This is a genomic window from Streptomyces sp. PsTaAH-137 (assembly GCF_003259365.1).
In the GTDB taxonomy this organism is placed as follows: Bacteria; Actinomycetota; Actinomycetes; order Streptomycetales; family Streptomycetaceae; genus Streptomyces.
Genome location: NZ_QLLY01000016.1, coordinates 12,618 through 29,627, shown reverse-complemented (window position 1 = coordinate 29,627; position 17,010 = coordinate 12,618). Strand labels below are relative to the sequence as shown.

The window sequence follows — 17,010 nt, the reverse complement described above, 5'->3', positions numbered from 1 at the left end:
CCGGTCCGGAAGCCCCGCCCGCCTCCTTCCCATCACTTCACGACAGGAGTCCCCGTGAACGCCAGACGCCCCCTCGCCACACTGATCGCCGCCGCCCTGCTCGCCCTCGGCGCCGCGTCCGCCGTAGAGGGAACGCCTCTGCACTCCGCTGTCATCGCGGCGAACACGGACGACAGCGGCTGGGGCAGCGTGGAGCCGCCCGTGGCCTCGGGCGAGACGCGCACCGTCGTCTCACCGGCCGACAGTGGCTGGGGCAGCGTGGAACCCCCGAAGTCCATCGCCCCGGGGCTGACCGCCGCTCCGGGTGACGACAGCGGCTGGGGCTGAGGACACCGTCCGCCGCCACGGACCGATGGCTTCCTCCGCCCCGGTTGCGCTGAGCAACCGTGAACGCGAGACACTCGGGCACCTGGCCGAGGGTCTCACTCACGCGTCGATCGCGCGCCGGATGAACCTGAGTCCGCACACCGTCGACACCTATCTGCGCAGAATCCGCGAGAAGACAGGAGCCAGGAACCGCATCCATCTGCTGCGCCTCGCCCTCGCCCTCTCCGAGACGCACGAGGAGTCGCCCCGTTCCCTGGGGGAAACCACGTCGTAGGGGCCCTGGGACGCGTCGCCCCCACACACACGGGGCGGTCTCTCGGCGGCCTCAGTCGAGGCAGGGCGCCCTCAAGCCCCATACGCATGATCAAGTCCGGCGAGGCCGCCCATCGGCCGCGCCGGGCGGTTGTGCTGTCCGGACGCGCCCGCGCCGTGTCCCGGGATCTCGGGACTTCTAAGGCGGACTTCCGGGCGCCACAATGCCTTTCAGGCCGCCGTCGGACGGTGCCGGGACGGGGGGAACTCTGGTGGGGAGCGACCGAAGCGGCAGTCGACTCGACAAAGCCCACGTGCCCCGGCCGGGGCGGGCAGACGAGAGATCGGAGAGCTGTGCCGGAGCCGCAACGGCTGGAGGAGCCGCTCGATTCGTTCGTCCGGGAGATCGCGCTGTGCGTCGCGACCAACGGGGACAAGGGACCGGCTCTGTTCTGGCCCGAGAACTCCGACACCCTGCCCGAACTGCAACGCCTCGCCCGTTCCGTCTGCCCGCCCGACGGCTGGCCCGCCGCTGTGGGAAACCCCGGCTTCCGGGCGGCCGGGACCGGACCCGCCCGCGTGAAAGGGCTGCTCCCTCAGTCCGCGACGATCGGCCCGAAGGCCGAGCTGCTCGCGGCCACGATCGGCGACGTCCTGGGGCTTCCGGTGCGGGCGTCCTACCGGTTTCTGCCGTCGGCAGCGATCGGCGCGCGGCAGGCGTCAGGCGCGGCCGAGTACGTCGTGACAGTGCTGAACGGCGCGTGTCGGTGCCGCGTCACGCGCGACGGCAACGCCTCGGCCGGGCCGGGCAGGGGTGCCGTGGATCTACGCCTGCGGGGAGGCGGAACACTTTTCGTGCCCCGCAACCACGCCTACGACCTCCTCGATGTGCACACCCCGACCGTCCTCATGGAGCTGGTGCTGGGCGACCCAGGCTGACCTGTGCCCCTACTGACACCCGATCACGTCGATTCCCGAGTGTCGACGTCGTCACCCTCCGGCTCGTCGTCACGGAGCAAACCCCGGGCGGCCACGGCGAACCCAGCCTGGAATCGGCTCTCCGCTCCCAGCATCTGCATGATGTCCGCGATGTGCTTGCGCGTGGTCCGCAGCGACATACCGAGGCGGCGGGCGATCGTCTCGTCCTTACGCCCGGTGGCCAACAGCCGCAGGATGGTCCGGTCCAGGTCCTTGGCCACGGCTTCCAGCCCATCGGTGGCGGCGTCGGAGAACGGTTGCGCCTCCGTCCATGCCTGCTCGAACAGCTCGCACAGGAAGTGCACGACCGACGGCTCACGGATGGCGACGGCCCCCCACGTCCCCCGGTGGTCGGGCAGGAAGGCCAGGGAGCGGTCGAAGACGATCATTCGGCCGCAGAGTTGGTGGGCGGTGCGGTACTCGGCACCGAGGGCGCTGGCCAGGGCCACGTACGCCTGACTGGGGCTGTTGAAGCGCGCCGTATGGTGGTAAAGGGTGCGTATTCGCACCCCGCGACCGAGGATGTCACTATCCCTGGCAAGGGCGTCCTTGAGTACCTCGGGGGCGCGCGTGCCACCAGGCTGGACGGTGATCATCTCCTCGCGGCACATCTCGGCGGCACGGTCGAGGGCGGCGCGAACCTCGCTCAGGGCGGGAATGGTCTCCAGGGTGGCCGGGGCGCCGCGTAGCCCCTCTTCGTAGTGCGAGGAGAGCTGCGCGAACTGGTCGCGCAGCGCCCTTAAGGATATTTCCTGCTCCCGGATGGCCCGCTCCACCGGCGCCGATGCGACCGCTGCGGCCAGATGCGGGTCGACTGCCCTCAGAGACCCGTCGCCGCCCGTGCCTCGTTGTAGAAGGCCCAGTTCGCAGAGTCGGTCGACGGCGTCGGTCACCTGCGCCTCCCTCAGCTCCAGTTCCGCCGCCATCCGGGCCGGATCGAACCGCCGGTGCAGGGCGAGCCATCGGTAGACAGCCACTTCCTCGGTGCCCAACGTGTGGCCGGCGCCGAGCGTGGGGCCTTCAGCCTGCTGCCTCACAGCCATCCCCCGCCTAAGCCGAACGACCTGGGGAGGCGGGAGACTCTCGTCTCCGGAATGGGGAATCGATTCTTCACAGACCTGAGGGTCCTCTCTCCTGTGAATACGCACCGGTCGGGGGTGGGGTGACGAGGGGGTCCACCGCACTGAGCCCACGAGGATTTCTCGCTCCTTCGCCTCTCCCACCCGTTGGACGGAGCCGTGGGTAGCTCCGTCGAATCCGCCGCATGGCGCCGATTTCTACCGATGATGCCCCAAGACATGGCCCGCGCGTGGCAGGGCGAGAAATACCACAGCGCCGAATCGATGCGGAGGCCCGACGGGCACGCCAGCACCCCCGAACGGGCATGCGTGGGCGCATCGCGGGCATCACGCGGTGTACGGCACGGACAGACCGGACGCGGGCGCCCCTTCTTGCAACGAGCGGGTCGAGCAGTGGCACCGGGGACAGCTGGACTTGCCGCGCGCGGCGGTTCGGCCGACTTGCCTGTTTATGCTGCGGCGGCAGGAATACCCGGAGTCTGGGTTCGCAGGTGAGCCCCTGGCGGGTCTTCGGGGCCATTGGTGAGGGCCCGCCCGGGGGCGGCGAGCAGAGGGACTGACCGCATCACGGCTGTAGCCGAAGCACCGTGGGGAAGGCGGTCTGCATGACTGATGAGCAACGCCCGCGCTCCTCCTACCCGTTGTCGCCGCGCATAGCGAAACTGACGGCGACTATGCGGTGGGTCTTCCTCATGCTGACAGTGCTCTCACTGAGCGACTTCGTGGCTCAGGTGCAGGCGTCGGGCGTGAAGTCGGCATGGCTGACGGGCCTGGATGCGATGCTGTGCGCGGGGCTGTGTCTTGTCAACGTGTCGGTGTACCGGCGGCATCGACGGGCCGTTCTCGCCCAGACGCCGGTCGAGGCGTAGGTGCACGGCGTCCGGCAGCTGTCATCAGTCTGCCCCGGTGCAGGCGGTCGGGACGCGGTGCAGGCGCACTGTGCGGCCGATCGCAGCGCCCTCCGGGCGGGCGTTGCACCGATCGATGCGCTCGGCAGCCTCGGCGAGCAGTTTGCGGCTGATGTAGCCCCCGCCGGTGAGCCACGGTCCCTGGTCGATCATGCGGTGGGCCAGCTCGGGCACGAACCGGATGTTGAGCGCCTCCCCCACGGCGGTGCAATTCTCCCGGAGTCGCGCCAGGGTGACCTCGAGCGGGAACTCTCTGCTGGCGGCGGTGATGACGGCTCGGGCTCGGCGGTCCCACGAGGTCCACTGGGTAAGTCTCAATGAGCAGTAGTCGTCTCACTACACTGCCCCGGGTGCGCGCGGGAGAACACTGGCAGTCATGGCGCCAACAGAGCCGACCAGTTGGGACGCCAGCTCACCATCGAGCGGAGACTCACTAGTTCGACACCGACACCGACACCGACGCCGAGGGTGAGGACGTCCGCTACGCGGCCGTCAGCCAGGTCTCTGCCACCTAGTGGATCCACCGGCCCCTGTGCAGCCTGACGGTCCTGAACATCGTCTGGCTCGGGTAGCCATTCGTGACCACAGTTGGATGGCGGCGAGGGCTGCCTCGTATGTCTGCGGATCAGGGTGTGGGTCGATCAGTTTCTGAACTCCCAGCGCCACGGATATGCCCCGGAGGCTGGGATGGTGTGGCAGTCGGGTGAGAGGCATGGGGGGAGCAAGCTCGCCGCCCTACGGTCCTACCGCAGGGCCACCGGGCACCTCGCACCCCGACAGGACGCGATGTGGGGCGAGGGCGAGGCTGATGATGGCCATCGGCCAGCACCTCGCCAACCTCCGACGCAAGGGCGGCTTCGGGAAGAACTTGACACGAGCCGCAGAACGCGCGAAACAGCTGGCTGAGATCGACCAGGACTGGGACTGCCCCTGGCCGCTCAACTGGCAACGCCACTACCGCGCCCTCGGCGCCGACGAACCGCACGGCGTACTGCTGCCGGACATACCTCCCGGCATCTCACTCACCGAGGCGCATTCCTCGTTCAGAAGGCCATCGGTTCAGTCTGTCAGTTCGGGCTTGAGGCTGGAATTCTTGGCGGTGTCCTTTACCGCTCCCATGCCGCAGCCCCCCGCAGCAGATGGTGGTCGGACATGCCCGGTGTGCAAGCCGCAGCGTCGCCCCGCGCACCGTGGTGAACCAGTAGTAGCTCAGGAAGATGTAGTCGATCTTCCCGCGCCCGTCGGCGCGAGGGGAGCACACCGGCTCGGCCGTCTCTTCGCCGCTACGACACCGGTCTGCCGACTGGGGGCAGTCGGTGCCCGAGAAATGTGACTTGTCGTTCTCGTCAACCTCCTGGAAGATCCCCGTGCCGCCACCGTGGTCGTAGAGCGGGTCCATGCGCACGTCCTTGGGGAACATGTTGAAGTCCCCTGCCAGCACTACCGGATCGCCCTGCGCCGCGTACTGGCGGCCGATAGCGGCGACCTGCGCGACCTGGGCCCTCGGGTTGTCACCCCGGTAGTCAATGTGGGTGTTGCATGCGCGGACACCGCGCCCTGCGACCGTGGTCTTCGCGCACAGCAGGATCCGCTGCTCCCCACCGGCGGGATTGGGGAGGATGGTGACACTGCGTGTGCTCTGATCGATGGTGCCCGCTCTGCCCTTGCTGAAGGTGGCCAGGCCGTATCGGGTGTCGGCACCCCATTTCGCGCAGCCCGGGTTCTCAGCCAACGCCGCGCCCCACACCGAGTCGTACGCGGGGCCGCCCGATGAGCGATCGCCCAACTCGTCGCGCAGCAAGGTCCACTGGCCGTAACACATCTCCTGTGTCATCAGGAGATCGGCGTCCCAGTAATCCATCATGTGGATCATGTTGTCGCGCCAGGCAGTCTTCGATCCCTGGTACATCGCGCAGACTCCGCCGCAGACGTTGTAGCTCAGGAATCTGGGATGGGGCCAGTTCTGGGAGTCCGGTTCATCGGCGCCAAGCGCGCGGCCAGCCCGTACCGGGGCGGCGTCAGGGTCTTTCAGAAGGTGCGGCACAGCAAGACGACGGACGCCGCAGTGGTCGGGTACGTCGGCCCTGCCGCGCGGCCGCGGCGGCTCGCTCTCCGACTGCCGGACGGACGCACCGTGCTGTCCCGGGCGGTACCCGCGCACGTCGCGCTCGAAGTGGCCCGACACACGGCGACGTCCGGGACCGGCGGGCGCGCGCGGGTGGACGACGGAGACGAATACACGACGATGAGCGCGGGCCTGGTCGCGGAAGTCGAGGCCGGGACGACCAGGCACGCCACCGTCACGGTGACACGCCTGCGCTGACGAAGGGCACCCCGGCCGGATCTCAACTGGAGGTGCGGCGGGCGGGCAGGGCGATCACTGCGGCGTCTTTGGTCGCGTCGAGAACGGTGGTGAACGTTGCGGTAATGGCGGCCGCCTGCTGGGCCATGGCGTCCAGCTCGGTGACAGCGAGATCGCTGCGCGCCGAGCCGGCCAGCAGATCAAGGACTTCGTCGGTGCCGTCGGTGAGCTGCTGTACCTGCTGTGCCTCCTGGTAGCGGGCATCGGCCTCCGCGGCGTGCTGGGCGTAGTTCTCCAGTGCCTCAACGCGCTTGGTGAGGTGCTCGAACGACCGGTCCAGCGCCTCGTTGCGCTGCTTCACGAGCTGCCCCACGGCGCGGGTGGCGGCGTCGGGCGTCTGGTCGAGCAGGCGGGAGTAGGTGCACAGGTCTGTAGCGATCTCCCACTCCTGAACGGGAAGCTCTGTGAGGTTGCGCTGCCGGTCGAGGAGTCCGTGACGGTGCACGCGTGAGCTCAGGATGGCGTGCTTGGCCTGCTGCGTGCGTACCAGGAGAGCTTGTGCCTGCGGGCACAGATCGGTGTGCCCGATGACGTGCTGGCGCAGTGCGGTGAGTTGGCGTTCGCCCTTCTCGTGGCTGCGGGTGCTGCTCCGGGACGTCGCGATGACCGCGGTGAGGGCGACGATGAGGAAGACCAGGCTGAGGGCAGCGGCCAGCCCGAGGTAGGTGTGGGCGGTGGTGAGGAGATGGTGCAGGGCGTGCATCATCTCGCCGCCGCCGGCGTCGTCGTCCGTGGCCCGGTCGTCTGTGGGAGTGATCAGCCACCCCAGTCCGAAGACGACTGTTCCGGCCGCTGCACCTTTGAGGACGCCCCGGCCGGCGCTGGTGGCAGCCTGCGGCTGGTCCAGCTCACGGAGCCGCTCGCGCTCGTCTGGTGAGAGAGCCGGGTCCATGACGGGGCCGGGCAGGGGCGCAGGCCCCGCCGTGTCAGTCATCGTGTGTCCCTCGCTCGCACTGCTCGCATCCGGTCCTTCCGCGCGCTCCAGGATCCCCCCTCTCCCCCGGGGGTCAGGCGGCGAAGCCGATGTTCGTCACGTACTCGTAGGAGCCGTAGTCGGATCCGAGGTCAGCGGCGATGTCGTCGAACCAGGCGTGGCCGAGCGCAGTGTCATCGTCATCTGCCCACGCGTTCACCACGGCATCCCACCTGCGGACGTTCAGCGTGCGAAAGGAGATGGCGCGCACGTGCGGCCGGTTCACCTGCGACTGATTGAGGGGGTGGAACTCAACCCGGGTGCCGCGACCAGCCTTGTTCAGGCGCTGCAGCAGATGCCGGGCGACGTTCTGCCGCCGTACCGACCTGTAGGCGCGGTCGATACGGTCCAGGTTCTGCCTGGTGGGGGTGCGCTTGCCGTCCAGCCACGCTTTCAGGGTCCGGTCGGTGACCGTGAGGCCGGCTCCCCTCGCGGCCTCGCGGGCCCGGTCGGAACGCGTGAGGTAGTGCAGGCGGGCCATCAGACCACGGCGCACAGTGATGGGCGTCGCGATGAATCCGGCGAGCGCATCGAGCTGACGCGCCACGGCCTCATGCCCCTTGATGCCCTGCGCCCCGAACTTCCCGAACTCATGATTGCGGTCCGGCATCCGTCACCCCTCCCCAGAAGGTCAGTGGTTGGTCGGACCAGGTGCATGCCCGCGACCCTACCCCTGGGCTCGGTCGGGCAAGGCAGCACATCAGGCGCACCTTCAGACGGTGACGGCGGTGGGGCTTGCCGCCGGTCAGTCGGAGACGAAGTCCAGGAGGTGGTCGGCGTTGCGGGCGAAGCGGACGACCTTCTCCCCCGGCGGGAAGTCGGAGCCGGCTGTGATGCACAGCACGAGGAGCGTTCTGTGCATCTGCTGGAGCAGGTCGGCGGAGAGCGGGACCGCAGCCAGGTCCTGGTAGCCCGCGCTCTGCTTTTGCAGGTTGGCGAGCGCGGCGGCCGACTGGTCGCAGTTCTTGGTGAGGCCGTACTGCAGCAGCTCGGTGACCTCGGCGAGGATGCGGGACGGCACGGCGATCAGAGGTGTCATGACTCATCACTACGGCCAGGAGCCCCCGACAGCAATCCGGCAGTGGCCGCCCGGACGTCAGCCCCGAGAAGCTATCGCGGCCGCGGCTCCTGGCGCGCTACCGGGCAGGGAGAGCGGTGTTGCAGCGCCACGGGGAGGGGCATAGAAGAAGTGTCGCTGCTCGCAGCGGCGGCCGGCTCCGCCGATCCCGTATCCCCGTGAACGGCGGAGCCCGGCCCATCCCCCTCCAGGCCGTCCGCATTCGCTCGTCTCGCCTCGCGGTAAAAGGACTTCAGCCCTCTGCCGATCGGACACAGGACCGGCGGATGCGCGCAGGCAGCACACCCCATCACGTGATGCAGGTAGTTGCGGTACGGGACCAGCGCGTCCTGCTGCGGTTCGCTGTGCTCAGCCATGCTGCATCCCCGGTTCACCCCTCAGCATCTGCTGCCACTCCCTGACAAGGATTCAACAAGACCTCCTCGCGCTACGGCCGAAACAGTCCAACTGGCCGGAACTCACCCGCCCTCGCCTTGGCGTTCCCGACGCAGTTCCTGCTTCACTGCCACGCTTGGCGTCGGTCGGCCGCCGCCCACTGCACGACCAGCTCCTCGTACTCGCGCTGCTCCTCGGCGTTGAGGGTTCCGCCTGTTCGCAGGATCAGATCTCGGATCAGCGCGTTCAGCTCGGCAGCTGACCTCTGGCGTAACGCGGGCTCCTGTGGCGACACCATTCGAACACTAGCGTGACCGGGAACCTTTGGGTAAAGGTTCAAAGGCTCGTGGCTGAGACGCACCGGTTGAACACTGATGCACGGCAAACGTTGCCTGCTACGGCACTAGTCAGCGCGCCGTCCGGCGGCAGGCTGCGGTGAGCGCCGGATCCAGACTGGCCTGCTTCGACCAGCCGCACACCACACCCAAGTCGGCGTAGGTGCCGAACGGCTTGGGCCGTGGTACGGCCGGGCGGTGACGGGGTGCCCTCGCCCGTCGGTGCGGAGCGGCCGGCCGGACGTCCGTGTGCCGCTCGGCGGGCGTACGCATGACCGGCGCCGGGCGGTGGACCTGACCGGCCGGGCGGCGCGGCCGGTGCGGCACCGGCGTCGACCGCACCGGTACTGGGTTCCGGGCGCGCTTTTTCACGGCGTGCGGCGTGGCTCCGGCCGTGTCCACGAGGGCCTGCCTCGTCGCGCCCTGGACGACAGGGTCGGTCGTGATGGGAGATACCGGTTCGCTGCTGCCGTCCGGCACCAGCTGGCGGTGCACGGCGGGAGAACGCTCGTCACCAGCCCGCCCGTCCACGGTGGCACACCCTGTGGCCCCCACAGTGAGCACAACGGACAGGACGAGGAGTAGACGGCGCATCCCGCCAGCTTCCCGTTCGCGGGCGCGGCAGCCGCGGCCGCCGCGCCCGCGACCACCGGCACGGGTGATCGGCTGCGGGAGGTTCACGGCCGGCCCGCCCGGCGGCGTGTGCTTTGCGCCCCGTACGGTCACACGGTGCGCGTACGGGGCGTCTTGGGCCACTCGCGGTCGAGGATGGCGTGGACGACGGAGTCCCGCCACTGGCCGTTTTTGCGGACGTGCTCGCGGATGACACCTTCCTCGATGAGGCCCGCCGCGGTGAGGGTGCGGGCGCTCGCGGTGTTGAGGGGCGAGCGGGCACCCCAGATGCGGTGCAGGCCGAGACCGTCGAAGCCCAGGTCCAGGAGGAGGTGCACGGTTTCGAGGCCGCGCCCGGCTCCCCACGTGTCGGGGCGCAGCGCGAATCCGATGGTGGCGCCCTGGGGTTGGTGGGGGTCGAGGGCGAGCCGGGCGAAGCCGATCACGTCGCCGTCGTCCTGTGTGGTGACGGCGAGCGCGTACTCGGTGCGGGGGTCGGTGGTGGCCGACTGGGTGGCCCGGTCGATGATCTGGCCGACCTGCTCGCGCGATCGGGGTTCGAACGACATGTGCTGCGTCGCTTCCGCGCTGCCGTAGACGGCGAACACCGCGTCCACGTCGTCGGGGTGGAGTTCACGCAGGCGCAGCCGCTGGCCAGCTCGGTCGACCGGGTACATGTCTGTGACCTTATCCCCGGGCTCCGCTGGGCAGGGCGGCGCGTCGGGGTGCGTAGGCGGCGAGCTCCTCGGTGAGGCCGCGGGAGGTGATGGCGGTGCGGGCCGGTCCGGCCAGGAGTGCCTGCCGTACGCGCAGTGCGGAGACGATGACGCCGTTGTTGCGGAACGCTGGTGGGAGGTCGAGGACGGGGCGGATCGCCGCGGCGGCGCCGTCGAGTTCGTCGCTGTTGAGGAGGATGAGGGCCTGGTTGCACTGGGCGCCCGCGAGGTCGCCGAACGCCCAGTCGGGGGCCGATGGGTCGGAAAAGGCGCGGACCGCGGTCTCGGCCTGGTGGGCCAGGGTGGGGGTGCCCTGGCCGAGGAGGGCGCCGGTCTCGACGGTGTAGTAGTTCTGTTTGGCCTGGGAGTAGGTGAGCAGGCCGCCGAGTTCGTCGAGGTCGTCGGGGACGACGTGCTCGCGGCGCTCCAGGGCTTCCTGGTTCGTGGCGTGGGCGGTGTCGGCGTCGCCGAGGACGGCGGCCGCGCGGGCCTGGAGGCCCAGGAGCCACAGGCCGACGGTCCCGTGGAGGTCGGCGGTGAGCGCGCTGCCCTTCTTCGCGTAGAACAGGGCGTCGCCGGGCCGGTCGGCCCAGTACTCGATGAGGGACTGCAGGCCGTGGATGAGGCCGACGAGCCCGGGGTGCTCGGCGTCGCGGGCGAAAGCCACCGCGAGGAGGCTCATGGTGCGGGCCTGATCGCGGTCCTCCACGTCGTTCAGGCCCTTGGCGACGAGGAACCCGAGGATCGCCGCGGCGACGTTCAGGTCACGCAGCTGCGAGGGCTTGTGGCGGCCGGTCTCCAGATTGCTGATGACCTGGTCCTGGGCGTCGAGGAGGTCGTCCCAGATCTGCGAGAGCGGAACGCGCGGGTAGTCGGTGACGAGTCTGGCGACCTCGGCGTGCAGCAGGGGGATGGTGTTCTCGCCCAGCCGGTCGCGGTCGGTGTCGAAGACGAACTGTCGTGCGCGTCGGACGGCCATGGTGCCGCTCCTCCTCATGTCGCTGAGCTCCGCGCCGGTCTCGACGCGGTGTGCGATGCGCGGGGTGCCGACGAGGGGAACGATGTCGGGATCGGTCCCGGCCGGCACGTCCGTCCAGAGGTCGTCGATGGAGTAGCCGAGCATTTCGACGAGCACGGGGCGGTAGGCCCGCTGGGGGCGGCGCCCGTCGTAGAGCCAGCCCTCGAAGGTTCTCGGGGCGGGGTCCACGCCTGTCAGGTGCAGGCGAGCCGCTGCTTGCCTGAAGGACGGCATGAACTCGTCGTGGCTCTTGATGCCACGCCGTTCCAGCGCCAGCCGGAAGAACAGCACGTGTGCCTCCCCTCTCGCCGACCACCGTCACATCGCAGTGCCGACGGTAGATCCCTCACATACCAACTTGCCCTAATCGTGGGTCAGTTGACCATTGTGGCGCGATTCCGGCGTCGGTCCGGCGGGGAACGTCAACGTGAGCGGCCCGTTCCGGCGTTGGTCGGTGGGTAGCTCCGTCGGTGCTCAGTTGCCAGCCTGAAATGCCCAAGGAAACCCGTCAGAAGGGTGTGAGCCGTGGGCGTGGACTCACCACACACCAGAGCAGCGCATCAGTCAGCGGGCGAGACGGCCACGTCGTCGACCGCCCCCGCCCCCGCCCCCATACTTCGGGAGTGGTCCATGGAGAGCACGATGATCTACAGCTGTCTGCCCGCGATACGGGACCACGTCCGGCGGCGGCTGCATCTGTGGCGCTGGTCGGGTGACCACGAGGAGGCGACGCTCGTCGCCAACGAGCTGGTCACCAACGCGCTCCACCACGGCCGCCTCATGAACGCAACGATGGTCCTGCGCCTGGCGCTGCTCGGCGACGGGGCACTCCTCATCGACGTGTCCGACCCGCTGCCGGCCTTCCCCGGCTTCAGCGTCGTACGGGCCCCCGTGGCCGACGACGAGGAGCGCGGGCGCGGTCTGCTCCTGATCCGGGGGCTGGGCGGGACGCTGTCGTGGTTCCTGCGCGCCGAGGGCGGCAAGACCGTCCGCGCCCAACTGCCGGGCGCGCGATGACGGCCGGCCTGTTCTGCGCGCGCGGCTACCGGCTGCTCAACGGCTGGTGCCGCCCGGAGACGGCGCGCGCCTGCGCGGCCGAGCGGATACGCGAGCACGAGGTCGCACGCACGACGGTGATCCGCGACCAGCACGTGAGACAGGAGTGGGCGCAGAGCGTGGTGCGCACGCCGCGGCTGCTGTACGTCGTGCGGAACCTGCTCGGCCCGGACGTCGCGGTGCCGTGGCAGCTGGACGGCGTCATCGACCGCCACGTCCTGGACGCCGGCAGGTCGGTGTCCCTGTGGCTCGCGCTCACGGACACGACGGCGGGCCTGCACGTGATCCCCGGCTCGCAGCGCGCCGACTACCCGCCGTACGGCGGCGCAGTACAGCGCCAGGACCTCGCGCAGGGCTTGTCCATCGAACGGCCCGCGGGCAGCGGGCTCCTGATGGACACCCGGCTCGTTCACCGCTGTCTGCCCCACCAGGGAAGCGCTCCCCGCGTGGCCGTGAGCGTGCGGTACGTGGCGCCCGGCGCCGTCGCGAGGCGCGAGCACGCGCAGCCCGACCTGCGGCCGGTCAGCGGGACGTCCTGGTGAACCCATACCCCCGGCGCGGGCAATCCGTCTGACACCGATCCCCCGCGGGGGCGGATGCCCGCGCCGGGTCCAGCATCAACAGCTGCAGTCGAAGGGAGATGACGATGGCGATCGCCCCGCAGGCACCGCCCGGCCAGAGGGTCCCGGCGTTCTTGGAGCTGGAGATCACCGAACAGTGCCAGCTGACCTGCCCAAAGCTGTGTTACGCGAAGGCCGGCCCGAAGAAGGGCCACGGGTCTCTGTCGACCGCCGACTGGAAGTCGGTGATGAGCGAGGCCGCCGAACTCGGCGTGCAGCGGGTCCAGTTCATCGGCGGCGAGCCGACGCTCCACCCCCACTTCGAGGAGCTGATCCATCACGCGCTCCACGTCGGCCTGGATGTGCAGGTGTACACCAACCTGTACAGCGTCACGAGCATGCACTGGCGGTGGTTCGCTCACCCGCGTGTCTCGCTGGGCACGTCGTACTACAGCGACGTCGCCGAGGAGCACGACCGGGTGACCGGCCGGCCGGGCTCGCACGCGGCAACGAGGGCGAACATCCAGCTCGCGCTGGAGAAGAACATCCGGGTGCAGGTCGGCGTTGTCGGCGTGTTCGACGGGCAGCGGATCACGCAGGCACGCGAGGAGCTGGTGGAGCTCGGAGTGGCGAGGGTGAACCTGGACCACGTGCGCAGCGTCGGGCGGGCGGAGGTCCACCCGCCGAGCCAGGCGGACCTGTGCGGCCGGTGCGCGGACGCCCGGGCTGCGGTCATGGGCGACGGCACCGTGGTGCCGTGCGTGCTCGGCCGGTTCCTGCCCACGGGCAATGCGCGCGACGATGGTCTCGCCGCGGTGTTCGACGGACAGGCGTGGAAAGACGTCGCGGCGAGCATCCCCCGCGCCGCGGTCGGGTGCCCGCCCGCCGACTCCAACGACTGCAGCCCGGCGAACACCCCGGCCTGCGATCCGGCCTACGATTAGGAGAGCAACAGCATGTTGTGGGAGCCACGAGCACGGACGCTGGCCAACCGGGTCGCACGGCATCACCCCGCCTGGCGGTTCGCCGTCAGCCGCACGCCCCGGCACGTCTTCGTACCCCGGTGGTGGGAACAGGACGGCGACGGCTGGCGGCTGCGGACCTACGCGGCAAGCCCGGAGGCGCAGCCGGCGGACGTCTACCGGGACACCACGCTGGTGACGCAGATCGACGACCACCACGCCGACGATGCGCACGACGACGACGCCCTCACCACGGGAACGCCGACCTCGTCGTCGACGCTGCCGAGCCTGATCCTGGACATGTACCGGCACGCCGCCATCGACGACGACAGCCGGGTCCTGCTGACCACGGGCACCGGATACGGCACCGCGCTCGCCTGCTCCCGACTCGGCAGCGCCCAGGTCACGAGCATCGACATCGACGCGCGCCTCGTCGACGTCGCGGCCGAGCGCCTCGCCACCCTCGGCATGAAGCCGCGGATGCTGTAGTGCGACATCACCGGCCCCCATCTGCCGGGCGAGTTCGACCGAATCGTGTCCACAGTGTCCGTCCCGTCGATTCCCCTCTCGTGGCTGGAGGCGCTGACGCCGCAGGGCCGCCTGGTGACGACGATCGCAGGAACAGGGCTGATCCTCACGGCGGACAAGACGGCCGACGGCGGAGCGCGGGGCCGCATCGAGTGGAACCGCGCCGGATTCATGCGGGCCCGGCACGGGACCGGCTACGCCCCGCTCCCGGACGGCATCTGGAAGGACGCCGAGAGCGGCCTCGGGGACAGGCAGGTCGCCAGCAGGTACCCGCTGCTGTACCCGCCGGACGCATGGGACGTCATGTCGATGATGGAGCTCCAGTGCCCCGGCATCGAGTACCGCAGGGGCGAGGCCGACGGCCTGCGCACCGTGTGGCTGCTGCACCCTGACGGATCGTGGGCACGGGCGAGCGCGGCAGGGTTCCTCGACTCACCGACCGTGCACGAGGCCGGCCCGCAGCACCTGTGGTCCCGGCTGGAGCGGATCCGGGACCGGTTGAACCGTGAGGGGGCACTGCCGTTGTACGGGGCCACGGCCCAGATCTCCCCGGACGGTGAGACGACGCTGTCGCGCGGGAACTGGAAGCACACCCTGTGAGCTGAAAGCCGCCTGGTGGGCGGGAGGGTTCGCCGGTACGACCGGCGGACCCTCCCATCGGGCTCGTGCGCCCCACGTTCCGAGCCGAGGCCCTGTCGTCTCAGCCGTCGGTGGATTCGGGCTAGTACTCCAGCGGTAGATCGTGATCTTATGGTCTGCGGCAGGGGCGCTTTTGAGGTGCTGTTCGGTAGTGCTGCACACTTCGTTGTTGTGGAGATCGTGGAGGGTGAGCTGCGGCGCCTTCGGGCCGGGCTGGGAGTTGGCGATCGTCGGGAGCGGGCGTTTCTCGTGCGGGTCCGGTTCACCGCTGATGACGCGGCACGAGTCATCAGCGGTGCGCGTGATGTTCTGGCGCCCGTGATCGAACGGGTAGGCACCTGGCCTGCGTTCGAGCGTTGGCCCGAGTTGTTGCCGGCGTGGTTCGTCCAGCGGTGCGATCCGGAGAGTGTTCCCGACCCGTCCTTCGACGTCGAGGCGTGGGAGCGGCGGTGGTGCGCGCTGACTTCCGAGCAGAAAGCGGCGGAGTGTCAGGGGCCATGGATGCTCTCGGACTGGCTCTATTACTTCGATCCGACCGAGGAGGGACGGGGCGACGATCGCAGTTGGTGGTGGTGGGATGCGGGAGTGAGCGAACCGGGCAGTGGATGGGTCGAGGTCGCCACCACGGGCTGGCCGTTCGAGACCGGATCCCTGTCCTGGCTCATCGAGGCGAGCGGCGGCACGGATCTTAGCTACGGGACGTGAACCCTGATCTCGTTACAGGTCAACGGGATCAATCCGTCGCTCTCGGGCTCGGCATGCTCCCGTGCGCGCACTACCGCGAGGAACGCGTGGGCGAGCAGGCGAGGGTGACCCATCGGGACCATGACGGGTAGCGGCGGACCTGGTGCTCGTCCAGTCCAGCCAGGCCCTTGCCGGACTGGAAGAACTCCTCCACCCGCCACCTTGACCCCGCGACTCTCACCAGCTCGGTCAGCAGCACCGGGCGGGGCGAGTAACAACGGTAGAAGGCGAGTTCGCCCGTGCTGCGGTTGCGGCGGATCAGCAGCCGGTGGCTGCCGGGGCCGAGGTGGGCAAGGTCGATGATGGCCCAGTCGTAGAAGCGGTGCCCCTTCGCGCCGGCCCCGGCGGACAGCTTCTGCCAGGCCCGCTTCGGCAGCTTCCTGGTCAGGGCGTCGGCTCGGAACTTCCCAGCGTGAGTGGGGACTTCGTGGTTGCGTGCGATCGCGAGAACGTAGCCGCAGCTGCGTTCCTCCAGCGTGGCCCGCAGCTTCGGGTTGCCGCCGTAGATCTCGTCGCCCGCGACCCACGGGGCCCGATGCCCGGCGTCCAGGAACCGGCCGATCATGCGGGCAGCCAGCTCCGGCTGGGTGGCGAAGGCGCTCTGATCGCCGAGCCCGGCGGCCCGGCAGCGGTCGGGCTGGTCGGCCCACGAGCGAGGGACGTACAACTCCCGGTTCACCGCCGCGTGACCGCGGCGGCCCGCGTAGACCAGGAAGACGGCGACCTGCGAGTTCTCGATCCTGCCCGCGGTGCCGGTGTACTGGCGCTGGACGCCGACCGTGCCGGTGCCCTTCTTCACGTCCCCCGTCTCATCGACCACCAGCACCGCCTGGTCGTCGTACAGATGCTCCACCACGTAGCCGCACACCTCATCGCGCACCAGATCGGCATCCCACTTGGCCCGGCCCAGCAGGTGCTGCATCCCGTCCGGAGTCGCCTCCCCGGCCCACTCCGCGATCGTCCAGCAGTTCTTGCGCGGCAGGTCGGACAGCAGCCCGAGCACCAACTTCCGCACCCGACGCCGGGGCTCGACCCGCCCGAACCGTCCCGCGATCCGGCCCATCAGGACCTCGAACGCCTCCTGCCAACGGGCAGGGTCTACGCTGTGACCTGCGGCCACCGCATGATCTTCTGTCTTCACACACCGATGATCAGCGGTGGCCGTTCGCGTTCCCGCAGCGGCCCCAGCCAGCAAGATCACGATCTACGGCTGGAGTACTAAGACGTGGAGTATCCCGTCGCCCTCGCCCTCGCCGAGAACGTCGCCCGCCTGCCCGAGGGCGAAGGCTGGTGGTACGAGCCGAAGTTATAGACAGGGTTTGAAGGTGTCCATGGTCCACCCGGGATGCCGGGCGAGCATGGGTGAACAGCCGTATTGACCGGGAATCGGCCTCGGGACTGGCGGGCTCGCATGTTGAGGAGTGGCGTATGCCGCGGTGGTGCGATCTGGGCGTCATCGTGAGTGGTCACCAGGGACGTATCGGATCCAGCTGCCTCCGGCCCCGGTG

General features: G+C 69.5%; 20 protein-coding genes and 1 pseudogene. 11 read left to right on the top strand and 10 right to left on the bottom strand.

The window, feature by feature from the left end; genetic code table 11:
* Positions 1 to 54 precede the first annotated feature (54 nt).
* The 3 genes from K377_RS30125 (at position 55) to K377_RS30115 (ending at position 1,518) form a co-directional block, all read left to right on the top strand.
* Positions 55 to 327, top strand: coding sequence for a hypothetical protein (locus tag K377_RS30125; RefSeq protein WP_111666735.1), 273 nt, complete (start codon positions 55 to 57; stop codon positions 325 to 327).
* A gap of 25 nt (positions 328 to 352) precedes the next feature.
* Entirely contained in the window at positions 353 to 601 is a 249-nt protein-coding gene (locus tag K377_RS30120; protein ID WP_111666734.1) for a response regulator transcription factor, read from the top strand.
* A gap of 332 nt (positions 602 to 933) precedes the next feature.
* Positions 934 to 1,518, top strand: coding sequence for a hypothetical protein (locus tag K377_RS30115; protein WP_111666733.1), 585 nt, complete (start codon positions 934 to 936; stop codon positions 1,516 to 1,518).
* Positions 1,519 to 1,541: 23 nt separating this feature from the next.
* Here the strand turns inward: K377_RS30115 and K377_RS30110 are convergent, their stop codons facing one another.
* The gene (locus tag K377_RS30110) at positions 1,542 to 2,600 is read right to left on the bottom strand and encodes a LuxR C-terminal-related transcriptional regulator (RefSeq protein ID WP_111666732.1); all 1,059 of its coding nucleotides are present in this window, start codon (positions 2,598 to 2,600) and stop codon (positions 1,542 to 1,544) included.
* Between the two features lie 641 nt (positions 2,601 to 3,241).
* On the opposite strand from K377_RS30110, the gene K377_RS30105 reads away from it, so the two are divergent.
* Positions 3,242 to 3,505 (top strand): hypothetical protein, encoded by a 264-nt coding sequence (locus tag K377_RS30105; protein WP_111666731.1) that lies wholly within the window; start codon positions 3,242 to 3,244, stop codon positions 3,503 to 3,505.
* Positions 3,506 to 3,529: 24 nt separating this feature from the next.
* On the opposite strand, the gene K377_RS30100 is transcribed toward K377_RS30105, so the two are convergent.
* Positions 3,530 to 3,745, bottom strand: a complete 216-nt coding sequence (locus tag K377_RS30100) for a hypothetical protein (RefSeq protein ID WP_111666730.1) — start codon at positions 3,743 to 3,745, stop codon at positions 3,530 to 3,532.
* A gap of 817 nt (positions 3,746 to 4,562) precedes the next feature.
* Positions 4,563 to 5,588 (bottom strand): endonuclease/exonuclease/phosphatase family protein, encoded by a 1,026-nt coding sequence (locus K377_RS30090; protein WP_258395166.1) that lies wholly within the window; start codon positions 5,586 to 5,588, stop codon positions 4,563 to 4,565.
* On the opposite strand from K377_RS30090, the gene K377_RS30085 reads away from it, so the two are divergent.
* Positions 5,496 to 5,867, top strand: coding sequence for a hypothetical protein (locus tag K377_RS30085; protein WP_111666728.1), 372 nt, complete (start codon positions 5,496 to 5,498; stop codon positions 5,865 to 5,867). The genes K377_RS30090 and K377_RS30085 overlap by 93 nt on opposite strands.
* Positions 5,868 to 5,889: 22 nt before the next feature.
* On the opposite strand, the gene K377_RS30080 is transcribed toward K377_RS30085, so the two are convergent.
* The 6 genes from K377_RS30080 to K377_RS30060 all read right to left on the bottom strand — a co-directional run bounded on the left by K377_RS30080 (position 5,890) and on the right by K377_RS30060 (position 11,304).
* Complete coding sequence (locus K377_RS30080) at positions 5,890 to 6,840, bottom strand: hypothetical protein (RefSeq protein ID WP_146614773.1); 951 nt, start codon at positions 6,838 to 6,840, stop codon at positions 5,890 to 5,892.
* 73 nt (positions 6,841 to 6,913) lie between these two features.
* Positions 6,914 to 7,489 (bottom strand): transcriptional regulator, encoded by a 576-nt coding sequence (locus tag K377_RS30075; RefSeq protein ID WP_111666726.1) that lies wholly within the window; start codon positions 7,487 to 7,489, stop codon positions 6,914 to 6,916.
* 135 nt (positions 7,490 to 7,624) lie between these two features.
* Entirely contained in the window at positions 7,625 to 7,918 is a 294-nt protein-coding gene (locus K377_RS30070) for a hypothetical protein (protein ID WP_111666725.1), read from the bottom strand.
* Positions 7,919 to 8,456: 538 nt separating this feature from the next.
* Entirely contained in the window at positions 8,457 to 8,630 is a 174-nt protein-coding gene (locus tag K377_RS41790) for a hypothetical protein (protein ID WP_181512677.1), read from the bottom strand.
* Between the two features lie 759 nt (positions 8,631 to 9,389).
* Entirely contained in the window at positions 9,390 to 9,956 is a 567-nt protein-coding gene (locus K377_RS30065; protein ID WP_111666724.1) for a GNAT family N-acetyltransferase, read from the bottom strand.
* Positions 9,957 to 9,966: 10 nt separating this feature from the next.
* Positions 9,967 to 11,304 (bottom strand): hypothetical protein, encoded by a 1,338-nt coding sequence (locus K377_RS30060; protein ID WP_258395165.1) that lies wholly within the window; start codon positions 11,302 to 11,304, stop codon positions 9,967 to 9,969.
* A gap of 339 nt (positions 11,305 to 11,643) precedes the next feature.
* Here K377_RS30060 and K377_RS30055 point away from each other — a divergent pair, with 339 nt between their 5' ends.
* From K377_RS30055 to K377_RS30035, 6 genes are all read left to right on the top strand, one after another.
* Positions 11,644 to 12,030 carry an ATP-binding protein gene (locus K377_RS30055; RefSeq protein WP_111666723.1) on the top strand — a complete coding sequence of 129 codons (387 nt, stop codon included), beginning with the start codon at positions 11,644 to 11,646 and terminating at the stop codon, positions 12,028 to 12,030.
* Positions 12,027 to 12,611, top strand: a complete 585-nt coding sequence (locus K377_RS30050; RefSeq protein ID WP_111666722.1) for a phytanoyl-CoA dioxygenase family protein — start codon at positions 12,027 to 12,029, stop codon at positions 12,609 to 12,611. Before K377_RS30055 ends, K377_RS30050 begins: the two co-directional genes overlap by 4 nt.
* A 104-nt stretch (positions 12,612 to 12,715) precedes the next feature.
* The gene (locus K377_RS30045; protein WP_111666721.1) at positions 12,716 to 13,573 is read left to right on the top strand and encodes a radical SAM/SPASM domain-containing protein; all 858 of its coding nucleotides are present in this window, start codon (positions 12,716 to 12,718) and stop codon (positions 13,571 to 13,573) included.
* Positions 13,574 to 13,585: 12 nt separating this feature from the next.
* Positions 13,586 to 14,080 carry a hypothetical protein gene (locus K377_RS42450; protein ID WP_237551298.1) on the top strand — a complete coding sequence of 165 codons (495 nt, stop codon included), beginning with the start codon at positions 13,586 to 13,588 and terminating at the stop codon, positions 14,078 to 14,080.
* Between the two features lie 45 nt (positions 14,081 to 14,125).
* Positions 14,126 to 14,719: a hypothetical protein gene (locus tag K377_RS42445; RefSeq protein WP_237551297.1), complete on the top strand. Its 594-nt coding sequence runs from the start codon at positions 14,126 to 14,128 to the stop codon at positions 14,717 to 14,719.
* 210 nt (positions 14,720 to 14,929) lie between these two features.
* The gene (locus K377_RS30035) at positions 14,930 to 15,463 is read left to right on the top strand and encodes a hypothetical protein (protein ID WP_111666868.1); all 534 of its coding nucleotides are present in this window, start codon (positions 14,930 to 14,932) and stop codon (positions 15,461 to 15,463) included.
* Here K377_RS30035 and K377_RS30030 read toward each other — a convergent pair.
* A pseudogene (locus K377_RS30030) lies at positions 15,451 to 16,565 on the bottom strand (IS701 family transposase). The gene K377_RS30035 and the pseudogene K377_RS30030 overlap by 13 nt on opposite strands.
* Between the last annotated feature and the right edge of the window lie 445 nt (positions 16,566 to 17,010).

What these genes read in the sequence shown, in the direction of transcription:
- K377_RS30075 (WP_111666726.1), bottom strand. Translation starts at nt 7,489, where the DNA reads ATGCCGGACCGCAATCATGAGTTCGGGAAGTTCGGGGCGCAGGGCATC.
- K377_RS42450 (WP_237551298.1), top strand. Translation starts at nt 13,586, where the DNA reads ATGTTGTGGGAGCCACGAGCACGGACGCTGGCCAACCGGGTCGCACGG.
- K377_RS30065 (WP_111666724.1), bottom strand. Translation starts at nt 9,956, where the DNA reads ATGTACCCGGTCGACCGAGCTGGCCAGCGGCTGCGCCTGCGTGAACTC.
- K377_RS30070 (WP_111666725.1), bottom strand. Translation starts at nt 7,918, where the DNA reads ATGACACCTCTGATCGCCGTGCCGTCCCGCATCCTCGCCGAGGTCACC.
- K377_RS30110 (WP_111666732.1), bottom strand. Translation starts at nt 2,600, where the DNA reads ATGGCTGTGAGGCAGCAGGCTGAAGGCCCCACGCTCGGCGCCGGCCAC.
- K377_RS41790 (WP_181512677.1), bottom strand. Translation starts at nt 8,630, where the DNA reads ATGGTGTCGCCACAGGAGCCCGCGTTACGCCAGAGGTCAGCTGCCGAG.
- K377_RS30055 (WP_111666723.1), top strand. Translation starts at nt 11,644, where the DNA reads ATGGAGAGCACGATGATCTACAGCTGTCTGCCCGCGATACGGGACCAC.
- K377_RS30080 (WP_146614773.1), bottom strand. Translation starts at nt 6,840, where the DNA reads ATGACTGACACGGCGGGGCCTGCGCCCCTGCCCGGCCCCGTCATGGAC.
- K377_RS30085 (WP_111666728.1), top strand. Translation starts at nt 5,496, where the DNA reads ATGGGGCCAGTTCTGGGAGTCCGGTTCATCGGCGCCAAGCGCGCGGCC.
- K377_RS30045 (WP_111666721.1), top strand. Translation starts at nt 12,716, where the DNA reads ATGGCGATCGCCCCGCAGGCACCGCCCGGCCAGAGGGTCCCGGCGTTC.
- K377_RS30120 (WP_111666734.1), top strand. Translation starts at nt 353, where the DNA reads ATGGCTTCCTCCGCCCCGGTTGCGCTGAGCAACCGTGAACGCGAGACA.
- K377_RS30050 (WP_111666722.1), top strand. Translation starts at nt 12,027, where the DNA reads ATGACGGCCGGCCTGTTCTGCGCGCGCGGCTACCGGCTGCTCAACGGC.
- K377_RS30105 (WP_111666731.1), top strand. Translation starts at nt 3,242, where the DNA reads ATGACTGATGAGCAACGCCCGCGCTCCTCCTACCCGTTGTCGCCGCGC.